General features: G+C 29.2%; 12 protein-coding genes. 8 read left to right on the top strand and 4 right to left on the bottom strand.

What is annotated here, in order from left to right; translation table 11 throughout:
• Positions 1-3: 3 nt before the first annotated feature.
• Together OD91_RS01245 and OD91_RS01240 are read right to left on the bottom strand one after the other, a co-directional pair.
• A complete protein-coding gene (locus OD91_RS01245; protein WP_144894590.1) occupies positions 4-762 on the bottom strand; it encodes a hypothetical protein in 759 nt (252 codons plus the stop codon).
• Positions 763-768: 6 nt separating this feature from the next.
• Positions 769-1,602 (bottom strand): ATP-binding cassette domain-containing protein, encoded by an 834-nt coding sequence (locus tag OD91_RS01240; RefSeq protein ID WP_144894589.1) that lies wholly within the window; start codon positions 1,600-1,602, stop codon positions 769-771.
• Between the two features lie 393 nt (positions 1,603-1,995).
• Here OD91_RS01240 and OD91_RS01235 point away from each other — a divergent pair, with 393 nt between their 5' ends.
• From OD91_RS01235 to OD91_RS01210, 6 genes are all read left to right on the top strand, one after another.
• A complete protein-coding gene (locus tag OD91_RS01235) occupies positions 1,996-2,187 on the top strand; it encodes a cold-shock protein (RefSeq protein ID WP_144894588.1) in 192 nt (63 codons plus the stop codon).
• A gap of 140 nt (positions 2,188-2,327) precedes the next feature.
• On the top strand, positions 2,328-3,074 hold the full coding sequence (locus tag OD91_RS01230) for a LytTR family DNA-binding domain-containing protein (RefSeq protein ID WP_144894587.1): 747 nt from the start codon (positions 2,328-2,330) through the stop codon (positions 3,072-3,074).
• A gap of 46 nt (positions 3,075-3,120) precedes the next feature.
• Entirely contained in the window at positions 3,121-6,000 is a 2,880-nt protein-coding gene (locus OD91_RS01225) for a histidine kinase (protein ID WP_186434367.1), read from the top strand.
• 127 nt (positions 6,001-6,127) lie between these two features.
• The gene (locus OD91_RS01220; protein WP_144894585.1) at positions 6,128-7,108 is read left to right on the top strand and encodes a hypothetical protein; all 981 of its coding nucleotides are present in this window, start codon (positions 6,128-6,130) and stop codon (positions 7,106-7,108) included.
• A gap of 55 nt (positions 7,109-7,163) precedes the next feature.
• Positions 7,164-7,622, top strand: a complete 459-nt coding sequence (locus OD91_RS01215; protein ID WP_144894584.1) for a hypothetical protein — start codon at positions 7,164-7,166, stop codon at positions 7,620-7,622.
• 159 nt (positions 7,623-7,781) lie between these two features.
• Positions 7,782-13,616 carry an InlB B-repeat-containing protein gene (locus tag OD91_RS01210; RefSeq protein WP_144894583.1) on the top strand — a complete coding sequence of 1,945 codons (5,835 nt, stop codon included), beginning with the start codon at positions 7,782-7,784 and terminating at the stop codon, positions 13,614-13,616.
• Positions 13,617-13,698: 82 nt separating this feature from the next.
• On the opposite strand, the gene OD91_RS01205 is transcribed toward OD91_RS01210, so the two are convergent.
• Positions 13,699-14,598, bottom strand: a complete 900-nt coding sequence (locus OD91_RS01205) for an EamA family transporter (protein ID WP_144894582.1) — start codon at positions 14,596-14,598, stop codon at positions 13,699-13,701.
• A gap of 106 nt (positions 14,599-14,704) precedes the next feature.
• On the opposite strand from OD91_RS01205, the gene OD91_RS01200 reads away from it, so the two are divergent.
• Both OD91_RS01200 and OD91_RS01195 read left to right on the top strand, forming a co-directional pair.
• Positions 14,705-16,051, top strand: a complete 1,347-nt coding sequence (locus OD91_RS01200; RefSeq protein ID WP_144894581.1) for a DEAD/DEAH box helicase — start codon at positions 14,705-14,707, stop codon at positions 16,049-16,051.
• A gap of 66 nt (positions 16,052-16,117) precedes the next feature.
• Positions 16,118-16,309 carry a cold-shock protein gene (locus OD91_RS01195; RefSeq protein ID WP_144894580.1) on the top strand — a complete coding sequence of 64 codons (192 nt, stop codon included), beginning with the start codon at positions 16,118-16,120 and terminating at the stop codon, positions 16,307-16,309.
• 56 nt (positions 16,310-16,365) lie between these two features.
• Here the strand turns inward: OD91_RS01195 and OD91_RS01190 are convergent, their stop codons facing one another.
• Positions 16,366-18,393, bottom strand: coding sequence for an ATP-binding protein (locus OD91_RS01190; protein WP_186434366.1), 2,028 nt, complete (start codon positions 18,391-18,393; stop codon positions 16,366-16,368).
• Positions 18,394-18,426 lie beyond the last annotated feature (33 nt).

Here is an 18,426-nt window from a genome sequence, read left to right as displayed (position 1 = left end):
TTTTTAAATTTGTTTTTCTTTTAACTTTAACCAAACCGTAAACCAGATAGATATTGGAATTACAAATCGTACAAATACTGAACTTATTACATCAGAACTTCCAAATAATGAAACTTTAATATTTTCTCCTTCATGTCTAAACAAGAAGCTATCAAAAGCTGTACTAGAAACAATTGAAGCTTCTGGAATAAGAGATTGAAGAATTAGTGTGTTTATGTAATTTAAAGTCACCATTAGTACTATTGCTGCTAATAAAGTTTTTATAAAACTATGTTTGCCAAAAATTACGCTTCCTAATAAAATGATTCCGTTAAATAAAAAATAGAAGAAAATAAACTGATAAAAGCCATCTTTAAAAGGGTTTAAAATAGCTTCCATACCAATTTTACCAGTAACTAATAAATATAAAATATCTGCTAAATAAAAAGTAGGGAAGTAGATTAATAAAAAAAATACCACAGATATAATGATACTTGTGAGTACTTTTTCTGAATGTGTTGCAGGAATACTTAATAACCACATGCCACTTTGTGGATTTGAAAATTCATGAAACATTGAATTAGAAAATATACCACCAGCTATAAATAATCCAATAATAAAGACACCATTTTGTACAGCACCAGCAAAACTATCTTGCCATTGATGGACTAATAAAAACATAAATAGGAGTAAGGCAATTAATACTAAAAGTCCAATTCCATAAATTCTATAATTCTCTTTAAATTGTCTTTTTATTAATAAGGAGATTGTTGAAATATTCATAGTATGTTAGTTTAATAAAGCATTAATTTTACTTTCATCTGTTAATACAGCATTAAAAAGCAGTTCAATATCTATGTAGCCAGCATTGTTAGTATTATTCTTTTTAATTGAAGCAAAACCATTGCTAACTTTTTCTTGATAAATTAAATCGATAGTATCTTGAAGTGTATCTGTTAATTGAAAATGTAGATTTTTAGCTATAAAATCTTTATCATTATTTAATAATATTTCCCCATCATTCATTATAATAATTGAATGAATTAATTCATCCAAATCTCTTACTTGATGTGAGGTGATAATTACAATTCTGTCTTTTTTAAATGAATCGTTTATCATATTTCTAAACAGAATTTTAGAAGGAATATCTAAACCGTTCGTAGGTTCATCCATTATTAATACTTTGGTATTTGCAGACAATGCAAAACCAATTAATATTTTCTTTTTCTGCCCTAATGATAGTTCAGTTGTTTTTTTACTCTTTTCTATTTTAAACTCTTTGGTATAGTTGTTAAATTGATTTGTATCAAAATTTGGATAAAAATCTTTATAAATAGTTACTAGTTCATTTATAGTTAGGTTCGGTAAGTAGTATTCTTCTGGAACAAAAAACAATTCTTTTAAAAAACTTACTTCACGATTTTTAGGTACTAAGCCAAATACCTCAGAAATTCCTTTTGTAGGAAAAAGCATTCCAGTGATGTTTTTAATCAAGGTAGATTTTCCAGCGCCATTTTTCCCTAATAATCCATATATTTTTCCAGGAGAAAAAGTTAAGTTTAGGTTATTGAAAATTTGTACTTTTTTTGAATATTGATATCCCAAGTTTATAGTCTTTATCATAGCAATTTTTTGTTTTAGTTTTTATGCAATAATAATTATGATGCAATTATATAGAAGAATACTGGTAGCAAAAATTAATATCAATGAACTGTAGTTTTCTTTTAATGAAGTGCCATTTTTTATCAATAACCAAAAATAGTAATTGATGTTTTTTAAGGATTCAAGTTCCGATTATTGTAAAGAATTACTATAGATATTGAGATTTTAGCCTAGTATACGTGTATAATTTTAACTACAGTAATATATCAGAAGATTGCTTTAAATAGGTGTAATTTGGCTAAAATCAAGTCAAATAGGCAGTTACAACGAATTAATAAAACAGATAAAAGCTTATAAATCAAAAAAATGGTTTCATCTTTGCGGTTAATATATTATAAATTTAATTACAATACCATGAGTAAAGGAACCGTAAAATTTTTCAATGAATCTAAAGGATTTGGATTTATCACTGAAGAAGGAGTTGAAAAAGATCATTTTGTACACATTTCTGGGTTAATTGACGAAGTTCGTGAAGGCGATTCTGTTGAGTTTGACTTACAGGAAGGTAAAAAAGGATTAAACGCTGTAAACGTAAAAGTTATTTAAAACATATACTTCAAGTTTTCAAAAAGTCCATCAAGTATTTGATGGACTTTTTTTATGCTTTATTTTTCTACTTTACAAACCAATTATACTATTCATAAAACAAATGAAGGGTACTATAATCAAATTTTTATATTTGTAGTATGACCAAAATAAAAGCGATACTTATTGATGATGAACAAAGTGCAAGAAATGTTCTAAACAATTTATTAGAAAGAACATCTTCTATAGAGGTAGTGGCTATTTGTTGTGATTTAGAAGAAGGAGTAGAAAAGATTAAAGAACTAAAACCACAAGTTGTTTTTTTAGATGTACAAATGCCTAATTATGCTGGCTATGAGATTGTAAAGTTCTTTAAAAAGATAAACTTCGAAATTATATTTGTAACGGCTTATGATCAATATGCTATAAAAGCATTTGAATTAAATGCCATCGACTACCTTGTAAAACCAATAGATAGACAAAAATTAACAGACGCAATTTCTAAATTAGAAGAAAAATTAGGGAAACAAAATAAACTGGTTGATTATCAGAACTTATTAGCAACAATAAAAGATAAAAACTACAAGAAAATTGTACTTCCAGAAATAGGAAATAGAAGAATTGTTGATTTAGACAATATCATTGCAGTAGAAGCTGATGGTGCTTACAGTAAAATTCATTTAAAAGATACAAAGGTTATTACTACAAGTAAGAACTTAAAATATTTTGAAAATGTTTTACCAAAAGATTCTTCATTCTTCCGTACTCATAGAGCTTGGATTATTAATATTTCATATATCAAATTTCTAAATAAAACAGACTTAAGCATTACATTAGCTGACGGAATACTAAAAGCAAGAATTTCTAGAGCAAGAGTTGATGATTTTGAAGAAGTATTTTTGCAATAAAGCATTATATATATTGATGAAAAATATTTTTTTTCTATTGTTCTTTATGTTTTCATTTTTAATGAATGGACAAGAACCTGTATTTATTCATCTTTCAGAAAAAAATGGTTTACCAGATAAAGAGTTTTACAATTTAATAGAAGATGACAAAGGTTTTATTTGGTTAGCTGCAGATAATGGACTTTACCGATACGATGGTAAATCGTATAAAAGCTTTAGTAATAAAAAACAACGAAGTAGATCTGTTTTTGGAGTTAAACAAGACGATTTAGGACGAATTTGGTGTAATAACATCTCTGGGCAATTTTTCTTCACAAAAAATAATGAACTCCATTTATTTACAGATTTAAGTAAACTTCTAAAAGGAGAACTTTCTGAGTTTATGGTTGTAAAGAAATTTCTTTGGGTGTTTTCTGCTAGAAATATTTATAAAATAAATATTGAAACTAAACTGATAGAAAATATTCATACGAACAATAAAAATTTCGGAAACCCTTTAAAACTAGATAAAACTATATATTTTGGTAATGTAGATTCTATCATTAGCCTCACAAATAAAAATTACTTTAAAGCAATTGCTGCAAATAATTTACCAACTAAAGATCATAAAGGGAAAACAATAACTCAAGGGCCATCAAAAATATTTAAAATAGTATCTTCTCTTTTCCTTTATCAAAATAGACTAGGTATCAATAAGTTCTATAAAATTAATTCTTTAGATAAAAATATTATTCCAGTAAAAGGCTCAAAACCTATAGCTAAAGAAAGAATTCATACAGAATTTGAAAACGAAAATGATATTTGGTTTGGGACAAATTCTGGCGTTTGGATTTTTGAATTTAAAGAGAATAGATTTAGATTTAAAAAAAGGTTTTTAAAAGATAAAAGTGTTACAAAGATTATAAAAGATAAAGATGATAATTATTGGTTTACAACACTAAATGATGGTATTTATGTTGCACCCAATATAGCTATAGAAGTTGCTACCGTTTCAGAAAAAAACAAAAATATAAGTAGTTTAGATATTATAAATAAGAACACGCTGGTATTTGGAAGTAAAGCGGGTGATATTGGATTTTATAATATTCAAAAAGATAAAGAACATTTTATAGATATACCTACTAAAGATAGAGTTTCTGTACTTAAAAATCATCCAGAAAAAAGTACAGTTTATATTAGTAAAGACATACAATCATTCACTTATAATTATAAAACGTTTCAATTAAAAGAAATAAAACAAGTTAGTAAAATTAGCACTGCTAAAAGCTTATTAATTTTAAATAAAAAGGATGTTTTTTTTACAAGTTACAATACGGTTAAAATATTAAAAAACGGAAGTTTTAAAAACGAAATCGTCATTTCTAATAATAAGAGAACATATGCTTCTTTAAAAGATGAAAGCAAAAAAGAAGTATACGTTGCCTTTGTAGATAATTTAGTTAAGTATAATCATACATGGGAATCAAAAATTATTAAATATAATAATAAGCCAATTTATGGTAGATCATTAACTAAAACCAAAGACGGTGTTATATGGGTATCTTCAATTAATAATGGTATTTATGGTATTAAAAATGATTCTGTTATACATCATTATAATACGAGTAACGGACTAACTTCAAATAATACAGGTATTATAAAAGGAGATCAAAATAATCTCTGGATTTCTTCAGAAAATAGTTTTCAATTACTTGATGTTGTTTCAAAAAAAATTAAAACACTAACAAAACGTGAAGGTATTTTATCTTATGATATCACAGGAATTGAAATCCTTAATAACAAAGTGTTTTTATCTTCAAATGAAGGTTTATTCTCATTAAATAAAGAAAATCTATTTAAAGAACAGTATCCTGAAATATATTTTAATGAGTTAGAAATTAATGAAAAAGATACAGTTGTTGGTTCTAATTATAGGTTGAATTATAATCAAAACGCAATAAAAATTGGTTTTAATGTTAATGGTTTTTTATACAACCAAAAAAGTAATTATAAGTATAGATTAAAGGGATTAAGTGATACTTGGTTATTTACAGATAAGAACATTAACTCGGTTAAATATAATAGTTTACCTGCGGGGAAATACACTTTTCAGGTACAACCAAACTTAGAAAATTCTTCACCTAAAAATATAAAAGAACTTACCTTTTCAATACAAAGACCATATTGGAAAACTTGGTGGTTTATTTTAGGAGTTTCATTATTGTTTTTTGGAAGTATGAATTATTATTTTAGAAGAAAAATAAAAGGAAAAGAAAAAGAAAGAATAGCTCAGCTAGAAAAAGTATCGCTTGAAAAAGAATTGATTACCACAAATTTAACGGCTTTGCGTTCTCAAATGAACCCTCATTTTATATTTAATGCCTTAAATTCTATACAAGATTTAGTTTTAAAACATGATACAGATGCAACGTATGATTCTATTGTTTTATTTTCGGTTTTGATACGTAATGCATTAAGCTATTCTAATCAAGATTTTATTTCTATACAAGAAGAACTAAATTTTTTAAAAGTGTATTTAAAGTTAGAAAACTTACGTTTTGGTGAAGATTTTATATATACGATTTCTTATAACTCAGAAGAAAATTTAGAAATACCATCATTATTAATTCAACCTTTTATTGAAAATGCTTTAGTTCATGGTTTATTACATAAATCAGGAAAAAAAGAACTTGATATTGAATTTGTTTTTTCGAATAACAGCTTACAATGTATCATTACAGATAATGGTGTTGGTAGAGAGAAAGCAAAAGAAATAACAAGTCGTCAAGGTCATCATCATGAATCTTTTGCTTTAGGAGCTATAGAAAAACGTTTAGATATCTTCAGAAAACAATACGCTCAAGAAATTGGTTATACAATAGAAGATTTATATGAAGGTGAAGTAGCAAAAGGAACAAAAGTTATTGTAAACTTACCATTTATTTAAAACATTTCTTAGCTTTAAGAGCCCCATTATTTCATTCACAAACCAAAACTACCATTCATAAAACGTTTTGTTCTTTTTTTTTATTCTGATTGTAATCTTGTATTCAAAATATTTAATATAAAAAACAATGAGAAATTTAATTACAGCAATTGCACTTTTGATAACAACAATATCATTTGCACAAAACAACTTATTTGATAATATTTCAATGAATGATCAATACCAAGAGTATACAAGAGTCTGGGATGCTGAAGGTGATGGTACTTATGAAATTAACGACAAACGATATGTAGTTAAGTTTGATTTAAAACGTCTTTCTTCAGGTGAAGGTTATGAAATAAGTGCTATTATAGATGAAGGAAAGAAAAAAGGTGAAAAAGGAGGAGGATATAATGTGATAGAAGGTTACTATGAATGTAGCGGATATCCTTATGAAAGCTATATGAAACATAAATATCAAAAGGACGGAATTATAGCTATCGAGGACTATGTATTTGTTGTAAGAGGTATTTCTACTGACGGAACGTCTTTTAAAAATATAGATGATGTTTATATTAAAATAAAAGGAGAAAAAGCTACTGGAAATAAGAAAAAAACTAAAAAGAAAAAGATGTCTTTCTTTCAAAAACTAAAAGAAGCAAAAAACAAATCTAAAAAGAATCCTAATTACGGAGAAGCTCACAAAGCCTTACAAAATAAAAATCTAGATAAGTTAATTAAAGATTATTTAGTAGCAATGAAGGCTAAGCAGAAAAATAGAACAATAAAAGAAAAACAGCATGATAAAAATATCATTGCAGCAAAAAATAAAGGTGCTGATGAAATAAAAAGGTATAATGACTCTATTAAAGCAACGCCAAAGTATAAAAGGATGAAAGCTTATCAAAAATTTGTAGAGGATGTGAAAAAAAGAGATAATGTAACACTTAGAAATAACAGCAGTCAATCTATTTATATATGTCACTCTAGTACTGGTTGTAGCTTAGGTACGGAGGTAGTAGCAGGAGGAACAAGAGCTTGGAATTGCGATAGTGATGCATATATTGTAGAGGGAAGGAAGGTTTATGGTAAGAATACAGGTTGTGGTAAAACTATAAATATAAACTAATATATAGAGAGTTGTGTAAAACGTAAAAATACTACTAAACTAAATTTAACTAATTATGAAAACACTTTTAACACTCTTAATTTTAATACTAATGCCTTGTATGCTTTTTTCTCAAAGTAAAGAGCCTACTAAAACTATTGATGGAACTTATCTTTTAATGGATGCAGAGAGAGGAATAGGAAGAAAGATGACCAAAGAAAAACTATTTCAATTTACTAAATGGGGAAATGACAAAGTATTGGTTGTTGCAGCTTGTCAACGATGCTCTCCTGCAATGTATAAATATCAAAAAGAAGATAGCCAAGCTTTAGGGTTCCCCGTTTTCTTTAATGCTATTGGATTATATATGATTACTTACGACAAAGAAAGCTTTGTAATGATAATGCCAGCAAATAAAAAATCGCCAGATTGGACAGATTTTTCATTCAGTAATTTTTATAGTAAAAGTAAAATTAAAGCTAATGCTATGACAAAGCAAAAAATCAAAGAATTTATTATAAAGATTTCTGAATAAGATATACTATAAATTAATAAATACAATAAACTCAGTTTTCATAACTGAGTTTTTTTTTGTTTAAAATTTTCATTCACAAACTAAAATCACTATTCATAAAGTGAATTGTTTACAATATAAAATCTCGCCGTTTTTTTGCCAAAACATAAAATCAATAAAATGAAATCAAAATTATTTTTCTTATTACTTTTTGTAGCTAGCATAACCTACGCACAAATACCCACTAATGGTTTATATGCTAATTACGACTTCACCAATGGAGTTTTTACAGACGCAGCCAATGCAGTAACATTTACACAAACAGGAACAGCATTAGCAAATATAGATGACCGCTTTACAGTAGCAAATAATGCAATTAGTTTAAATGGAGATCATTTAACAAGAACAGATGTAGCGTATCCTAGTAATAATTTAGGTGCTAACTACGGAAATGAAGGTACAGTTAGTTTTTGGATCAAAACAACTACAAATGATACTAATAAAAGAATTATTATTGACGATTCTAATAATAACTCAAGTTTAACTAGTACTACTTGGACAGGGTATTATGTTTTTTTACAAGATGGTAAAATAGGAGTAAGTACAAGAGTATTGCATAGTGGAAATACTTCATACAGAGGTTCAACTAATAGTACGACTCCTATTATTAGTGATGGTAACTGGCATCATGTTGTAATGACAATTGGTAATACTTATAGTGTTAGTTCTTCAGGATTAACCATTTTTATTAGAACTAGAACAAGGGTGTTCATTGATGGTTTAGATCAAGGCGAAGTAGGAATAGATGAAAGTGGTTCATCTTCAGTTAGTTTTAGATTACTTGGATCTCATGACACGAACGGAAACTTTACAGTCGGAAACAACAGAACTAATAATTTGAGCGACTCAAATAGGTTTCATGGTGCTATAGATGATTTAAATATTTATACTAAAAGAGTAACACAAGCAGAAGTTACACAATTAGCTACTATAAATAATTTTTGTTTTCCACCGTTAACATCTATTATTTCAACAGCTAATATTACTGAAACCACAGCAGATGTTTCTTGGTCAGAATCGGGTACTTTCGATTTAGCATACGTTGCTAAAGGACAACCTTTTGCAAATGCTACAATAGTATCAAACATAAATTATACAGCCAATGATGTTCAAAATTTAACTGGTCTACAACCAGGTACTATTTACAATGTATATTTAAGAAGACCTTGTGCAAATTCAACGATGTCTAGTTGGTCCTCTCCATTAGAGGTTAGAACCAACGGGATTACATACGTTAATAAAAATGCAACAGGAACAAATGACGGAACTTCTTGGACAAATGCATATACAGACTTACAGGGTGCATTAAGTACATTGCAAGAGGGTGGTGAAATTTGGGTTGCAAAAGGTACTTATACACCTCATGCTTCAAGCAGAACTGTTCCTTTTGCAATCAACAAAAAAAATGTTGAATTATATGGAGGGTTTAACGGTACAGAAACTACTTTAAATCAAAGAGATTTAAGAACTAATGAAACCATCTTATCTGGTGATTTGTCAGGAGATGACATTGGAGGAAGTAGAAGTGAAAACGCGTATCATGTTATTGATGTAAATCAAAATGATATTGTTATAGATGGTTTTATTATTCAAGATGGAGTTGCAAATAGTACAGCTAATAATTCAACAGGAGCAGGTATTTTTAAACGAGTAACTGTAAATTCATTGACAGTAAAAAACTCTACGTTTAAAAACAATTATGCTGGTCATGCAGCAGGTATAAATGCAGAATATACCTCTTCTGGAGGTACTCTTGATATCGAGAACTGTATTTTTGATAATAACATTGCACGCCACAGTACTTCTTTTGCTGCTTGGGCAAGATCTGGTGGTGTGTTTACATTTAAAGTAACCAATTCTTTATTTAGTAATAATGAAGCTAAAAATTTAAGTGGCGCTGTAGGATTTGCTGCTAGTGCTGGTTGGTTTAGATCTCTACATGGATCTGCTAATGTAACTACTAGTTTAGTAAATAACACCTATGTTAATAATAATGATATCGGTACACATAGTTATATGAACAACTTAAATAGAGCTACTGTCGGAGCTTCTACTACTAGTGGAACTTTAAATTTAGAGGCTGCCAATTGTATTTTTTGGAATAATACCATTACAGGGGGAGTAATAGCTAATGCTATATCAGGAATGCACACTACTTTAGGGCAAAATGTAACAGCAGTAAATTCTATAGATCAGGGTAGTTTTTCTAAATTAACAGCTGCTAATTTAACAAATACTAGTAATGCAGATCCATTACTTAAAGATGCAGCTAATAATGAATTTATATTACTATCAGGTTCACCTGCAATTAATACAGGAGATAATTCAAAATTACCAGCAACTTTTACAAAAGATTTATTAGGTAAAGATAGAATTGTTACAAGTACTATAGATGTGGGAGCATATGAGTTTGACCCGTATGCATTATTTACATATAAAGTAAATGTACAAGTAACCGGAAACGGAACTGTAAATCATCCTGTCTCACAAAACCATGATTATGGTACTGTATTAAATTTAGTAGCAACACCAGCTGCAGGATATAAATTTAATGGTTGGACAGGAGATATCGTTGGTAATACAAATACTTTAGGCGTATTAGTAAATAACACCATCAATATAACGGCTAATTTTGTGAAATCAAAAATATATGTTAACAAGAATGCTACAGGAAATAACGATGGTACAACTTGGCCAGATGCCTATACAAGTTTAACTACCGCTTTATCAAATACTGTTAATAATTCTGAAATCTGGGTAGCTGCTGGTACTTATACACCAAATGCGTCAGATATAAGTGTTTCTTTTAATATAACAAAGAGTGGTATGAAAATTTATGGAGGTTTTGCAGGAACAGAAACAAAACTTTCAGATAGAGTTCTTGGAGCTAATGAAACTATATTATCAGGTGATTTAGGAAATGATGATAATAACGTTGTGGGTTATCTTGCTAATTATAATGAGACATCACGTAGAAATGTAAACAGTACTCATATTGTTAAGATTACAACAACAGGAAATGATTTATTACTAGATGGTTTAACTATAAGTGATGCTCATAATAGTTTAAGTACAACAGAACAGGGAGGTGCTATAGTAAAGAATAAGGCAATTGCAAAACTAACACTTAAAAATTGTATTATTAAGAACAATGTTTCTAGAAATGCAAGTGCTGGTTTAATTGCAGAGTTTGAGTTGAATAATGCTACAGGAACTAGAGGTGTATTAACTATAGAAAACTGTGAATTCACCAATAATTTCTCTCGTTGGGGTACTGGTATTTATAGTATTATAAGAAGTAATACCAATGTAGATATAAATATTTCAAACACACTATTTAACAGTAATACCGCAGCTAATTTAACTGCTTCAGCACTAGGATTTAGTGGAAGTGCAGGTTGGTTTAGAATGTTAGGAAGCACATCTGATGTTGATTTAAATTTCACAAATAACACATTGGTTAACAATACAGATACAGGTACAGAACAAAGTTTAAACGCTTCTACTCATGCAGTATTCGCAATTAGTAGACATCCTGGTTTCTTTGGTACATTTAATGCAGTAGTTTCAAATTCGATATTTTGGAACAATAAAACAACTGGTAACGTAGCAACTAAATCTATTACAGATCTTTACGGAATACCTGTTACTTCTGTTAATGTGTATAATTCTATAGATGAAAATAATTTTAACGATTCTTTAATTACATCAACAACTGCAACAAGTGATACAGATCCGTCTTTTACAGATTTATTAAATGGAGATTTTTCATTAACAACGAGTTCGCCAGCAAAAGATAGCGGAGATAATACGTATGTAACAACTAGTACAGATTTATTAGGAAATCAACGTATTTTTAATACTACAGTAGATATGGGAGTCTATGAATTCGGATCAAATCCTGCAACTATTGTCGTTACAAGAACTCTTAATACATCAGTAGTTGGTAATGGTACAGTAACAACAAATCCAAATCCAACGAATGGTACTTATACAGATGGTGCAGTAGTTGCTATAACTGCAACACCAGATGCAGGATATCAATTTGATGGTTGGTCTGGAGATGCAACAGGGTCAACAAACCCTTTAAGTGTTACTATGGATGCAGACAAAGCATACAAAGCTAACTTTAGTTTAATAAAACATACATTAACTATTAATGCTACAAACGGAACAGTAACTCCAAATTCATATCCAACAAACGGTACTTATTTAAACGGAACTGTGGTAACTTTAACAGCAACACCAAATACTGGATATCAGTTTGATGGATGGTCTGGTGATGTTACAGGAACAACAAATCCTCAAAATATCACAATAGATACGGATAAAACGGTTACTGCAATATTCAGTTTAATACCTGTTACACAACGTACATTAATAATTAATGCAACAAATGGTAATATTACGGTGAGCCCAAACCCTAATACAACAACAAATAATAGTGGTACTTATGATGATGGAACTGTAGTTACGTTAACACCAGATCCTGATTCTAATTATGAGTTTTCTCATTGGACGGGAGATTTTGCTGGTACTGGAAATACAAATACAACAAATCCATTAAGTATTACAATGGATGCAGATAAGTCTGTTACGGCAATGTTTAGTAAAATTCAACGTACCTTAACAATTAATGCTACAAACGGAACAGTAACTACAAACCCAAATCCTACAAACGGAACGTATGATGATGGAACTGTAGTAGGAATAACAGCAACTCCTAATGCAGGATACCAATTTGATAGTTGGTCTGGTGATGCAACAGGAACAACAAATCCTTTAAATATTACAATGGATTCAGATAAGTCTGTTACAGCAATGTTTAGTAAAATTCAACGAACATTAACTATTACTGCAACTAATGGTACTGTAACAACAAACCCAAATCCAACAAACGGAACGTATGATGATGGAACTGTAGTAGGAATAACAGCAACTCCTAATACAGGATACCAATTTGATGGTTGGTCTGGTGATGCAACAGGAACAACAAATCCTTTAAATATTACAATGGATTCAGATAAGTCTGTTACAGCAATGTTTAGTAAAATTCAACGAACATTAACTATTACTGCAACTAATGGTACTGTAACAACAAACCCAAATCCAACAAACGGAACGTATGATGATGGAACTGTAGTAGGAATAACAGCAACTCCTAATGCAGGATATCAATTTGATGGTTGGTCTGGTGATGCAACAGGAACAACAAATCCTTTAAATATTACAATGGATGCAGATAAGTCTGTTACAGCAATGTTTAGTAAAATTCAACGAACATTAACTATTACTGCAACTAATGGTACTATAACAACAAACCCAAATCCAACAAACGGAACGTATGATGATGGAACTGTAGTAGGAATAACAGCAACTCCTAATGCAGGATACCAATTTGATGGTTGGTCTGGTGATGCAACAGGAACAACAAATTCTTTAAATATTACAATGGATGCAGATAAGTCTGTTACAGCAATGTTTAGTAAAATTCAACGAACATTAACTATTACTGCAACTAATGGTACTGTAACAACAAACCCAAATCCAACAAATGGAACATATGATGATGGAACTGTAGTAGGATTAACAGCAACTCCAAATACAGGATATCAATTTGTTGGATGGTCTGGGGATGCAACTGGGACAATAAACCCTTTAAGTATTACTATGGATGCTAGTAAAAATATTACTGCAATCTTTAGCAGTACAGCTAGTATAAACGATCATAATAATTTTGACTTTAAGATGTTTCCAAATCCTACAAATGGAAAGTTAACTGTAGAATTAAAAGGGCAAATTAAGGCTATTGATTTGTTCAATTTACAAGGTCAAATTGTTAAAAAATTCACGACAAAAAACATTAATATTCATTCAATTTCGAATGGAATTTATTTAATGAAAATAACAACTGAAAAAGGGGAGGTAGCTATTAAAAAAGTTATTAAAAATTAAATTAGTTTTTAAAATTTTATAATTTTTAGCCCATCAAGTATTTGATGGGCTTTTTTTATGCTTTATGAAATAGTTGTAGAAACTAAGAATACAAAATCAAAAAGACACCTAACATAATACCAATTAATGGTACTAGTTTCTTTCGCTTATTCTTTTCTTTAAATATAAGTCCTCCAACAACTACAGCAATAATAATTTGACTTCTTTTTATTGCTGAAAGTAGCATAATTAATGCGTCAGGATCTTGTAAAGCTTTAAAGTAAAAATAATCAGCAGCTTGTAATAAAACACCAACAGCAATTATAGACCAACGGAATTTAAATGATTTACGCTTCTCTGGATAAGGAAACCAAGTGATCGTTAAAATAAGTAACAATATTAGAATCGTGTAAAAGCAAAACCAAAACTGTAAGGTTTGTGGGTTTAAATGGATACTCTGAATCAAAAACTTGTCATACAAACCACTAGAAGCACCTAAAAAGGTAGCACCAATAATGGCAAATATCCATTTATTCTTTTTAAAAATAATGCCTTCTTTTTTACCAATTCTAGAATATAATATCACAGAAAATATAATTAGAAAAAAACCAATCCATTGAAATAAATTTGGACTTTCTTTATAAATAACCATTGCGCCAATAAAAGTAAAGAAAGGACCTGCAGAACGTATAGGAGTTACAATAGTTATTGGTAAATGTCTTAAAGCTTGATAGGCTAAAACCCAAGAACCAGCCATAATCATCGATTTTATAAAAATAAAACCATGAGTTTGCCAAGAAATAGATTGAAAATTATAGCCTTTTTCTAGAGCATAATCTGGATATAAAACAGCCAATAAATAAAAAACAGCAACAAATAAAAAACCACTAAAAACCGTGCCTAGAAGCACAGGGAAAACCTCATTTCCTTGAACTGCATGTTTTTTACATAAGTTGTGTAATCCTAAGAAAAGAGCAGCCAATAAACCTAAATACATCCACATGCCGCGAATATAGTTTTTTAGGATATTTATCAGAAATAAAAAATAACAAATAAAATAGATAGTATTCTCATGAAAAGTGTCGTTACCTTTGACAAAAATATTTTTTATGTCAAAACGTTTTTCCGATTTAGGAATTAATGCAGCATTACAACAAAGCTTATCAACTATAGAAATATCTACACCAACAGATATTCAAGAAAAAGTAATTCCTGTAGTGTTAGAGCAAAAAGAAGATATTGTTGCTTTAGCAAAAACGGGTACAGGAAAAACAGCTGCTTTTGGGTTGCCTTTATTACAATTGATAAATACTGATAGTTCTGAAATTCAAGCAGTCATATTAGCGCCTACAAGAGAGTTAGGGCAACAGATTTACAATAATTTGATTTCTTTTGCGGCACACAGTCCAGAAACATCAATAGCAGTAATTTGTGGAGGAATCCCTATAAAGCCTCAAATTGAACGTTTAAAAAGCACAACACATATTGTGGTTGCCACACCAGGTCGTTTAGCAGATTTAGTTAAACGAGAGGCTATTAATATTAAGAATATTGCTTATTTTATTCTAGATGAAGCTGATGAAATGGTGAGTGCTTTAAAAGAAGGATTAGATGCTATTATCAAAGAAATTCCTAAAAAAAGGCGCACCTTATTATTTACGGCAACCATGCCAGGAACTATCAAACAATTGGTGCAAAACTATATGTCTAAAAATGTTGTGCAGATAGAGGCAGATATGACTACTTTGGGGCACCAAGGGATCGATCATCAATATGTAGTGGTTGCTCCCATAGAAAAGTTAGAAGTATTACTTCACTTTTTAAACTCAAAAGAAGGAGAAAGAGGAATCATTTTTTGTAAAACAAAAGCTGCCGTAAATAAACTAGCAAAAAACTTAGCTATTAATAAGTTCTCTTCAGGTGCTATTCATGGTAGTTTAACCCAGGGAATTCGTGATCGAATCATGGGACAATTTAGAGAAGGACATATCGATATTTTAGTGGCTACAGATTTAGCAGCAAGAGGAATTGATGTTAAAGAGGTTTCTTATGTAGTAAATTACCATCTACCAGACACTTATGACACCTATGTTCATAGGAGTGGGCGTACAGCAAGGGCAGGAGCAAAGGGACTTTCTTTAACAGTTCTTCAACCAGAAGAGGTTGTTGATATTGCTGAGTTTGAAAAAGAACTTAGTATTTCGTTTAATCGCTATAAAAAAGCTGATGCAAAAAGTATTGAAGAGAATAACACTCTTTTATGGGCAAAGAAAATTTTTAAAACGAAACCTAATCGTACAATTTCTGAAAATTTTAAAAAGAAAGTGAGTACTGTTTTTCATCATTTAACAAAAGAAGAATTGATTGAAAAAGTACTAGCAAATCATTTAGAAAAAATAAATGCGACTCATTCTAAATCAGAAAAACCTAAAAAGAAAAAGGCAAAGAAGCAATAGGAGTAGAGGTTCTTTGGCACGATGTTTGAAATCAAATAAGTAATATTAAAATAAATATAGTAAATTATGAGTACAGGTACAGTAAAATTTTTCAACGAGTCTAAAGGATTTGGTTTTATTACAGAAGAAGGAATAGACAAAGATCACTTTGTTCACATTTCTGGATTAATAGACGAAATTCGTGAAGGCGTTTCTGTTGAGTTTGACCTACAAGAAGGTAAAAAAGGATTAAATGCAGTAAACGTAAAAGTTATCTAAATATAAATTCAAGTTTTAAAAAGTCCATCAAGTTTTTGATGGACTTTTTTGTTGCTTTATTTTTTTGAAATTCTCCAAGAAAATTTTATGGTAGTTCCCATTCCTTTCTCAGATTCTACAGTAATAGTTCCATCATTTTCTGAAATTATTTTCTTAACAATAGAAAGCCCAATTCCGGTACTTTCTACTTCATTCTCATTACTTAATTGACTAAACATGTCAAAAATCTTAGTATGATATTTAGCATCTATACCAGGACCATTATCGTTAACAGAAAATAAGTATTCATTTTTTAAATTTGTAAATGAAAAATTGATTTCCGTTATTTTTTTATCATTATGTTTTATGGAATTACTTATAAGATTTTGAAAAACATGTTCTAATTCAAGCTTATTTGCATAAATTTCAGCATCTACTTCTGGAAGGTTAAAAATATGATTATCAGTAGCATCAAACAAGTTTATAACTTCACTTAACAAATTGTTTAAGCTAAATAATTCTTTCTTTTTATTACCTCTAGCTATTTTAGAATAATCTAAAAGGCCATTAATTAAGGCATTCATTTTAGATACTCTGTTTTTTAATAATTCAAAATGATATTTAGATTCTTTATCAAGAGAAGTATGAACATCTTCTTCTATAAAAGCGACTAATGAATGTATTGCTATTAATGGAGATTTTAAATCGTGAGAAACAATGTGATTAAAATTATCTAATTCTGTGTTGTAGTTTTTTAAAAGTTTTAAATTTTCTTCTAATTCTAGATTTACATTTTTAAGTTCATCAGACTTAATAGAGATCTCTTTTCGCTGTTCTATTGCTAACTCTTTAGATTCTTCTAGTTCTTCAAATGAGTTGGCAAACCTTGTCATTAAAAGCATAGAGAAAAGCAAAAAAGCAACTAGATAACCAAAATTAACTAAAATTAAAATGCTTTCATTTTTATAAATAAAGAAAATAATATGTCCAAAAAAGATCACTAAACCCAATAGCATGCTTGCCATTAATAAAAAGGTTTCACGTTCTTTAGAAATAATTACTTTTATAATGATATATGAGATGTATAACAAGTTAATGATTAATAACATTAAGAAAGGTGAAACTAGTTTAGTAAAGTAAGGAGCCGGTAAGAAAAGACATAATAAACAGAATATAGAAAAGATATAAATGATGATTTTTTTATACTTCTTATACATAAAACTCGAAAAAATAGCATGGAAAAAAAGATTCGCAGAAGCCCCCACAATAAACAATGAAAAATACTCAATCTTTGTTAAAAAAATAAAACTAATAGATTCAAAAAGTTCTCCCAAAGGTGCGTATCTATCACTTAAAGACATGTAAGCTATTGATAAACAAAGAATTCCAAAATAGAGAACGGCGCTGTCTTTATTCCAATAAAACAAAAAGAAAAATAAAAAGAAGGTTCCAATAAAACCTAAACTTCCTATATAAAACATATCTGCTATTGTTTTTTTATGCTTCTTTTTAAGCAAATAATTACTCTTACTAATTATTAAAGGTTCTGTAAAACCGCCCTTATGATGATAAAAATTAGCAACTTGAATAACAATTTCGAATTTAGATTCTGACGTACTTAAAGGAATAATTTGCGAGCTTCTTCTATGAATTGTTTCAGTTTTAGAAGTCCCAACACGTCCAATTTCAGAGATTAAAACACCATTTATATAAGTTTTAGAAGAAGAATAAGCTTTAGGTATGTATAATGATATATGTGATCTTTCCTTTGGAACAGAAATTTTTAATCTATACGTAGCAAAACCAAAAGAAGGTAGTTTAGTACTATCTGAAAGATTAAATGTTGTCCAATTATTTAGTGATACTTTTTTTAATGGTGTAGTAGCTTCAAAATTTCCAGGCTCAATTAATTGATTCCAATAAAACTCCCAATCAGAATCTAAAGAGATTTCAATATTTGTATGAAAAGACGATTTTTGAGGATTATTTAAAGAAGTATTTTCTGTTTGTTGCTCAAAAGAAAACGAATTATGTATGGATAGCAATACCAAAATGACACAACAAATAAGTTTTATTTGGTCATTTTTTAATATCCAATGATACATGAGGGATTTCTTGTAATTGTACATTTATATTTA

The sequence above is a fragment of the Lutibacter sp. Hel_I_33_5 genome (genome assembly GCF_007827455.1).
Classification (GTDB): Bacteria; Bacteroidota; Bacteroidia; order Flavobacteriales; family Flavobacteriaceae; genus Polaribacter.
This window is presented reverse-complemented; position numbering and strand designations above follow the sequence as displayed.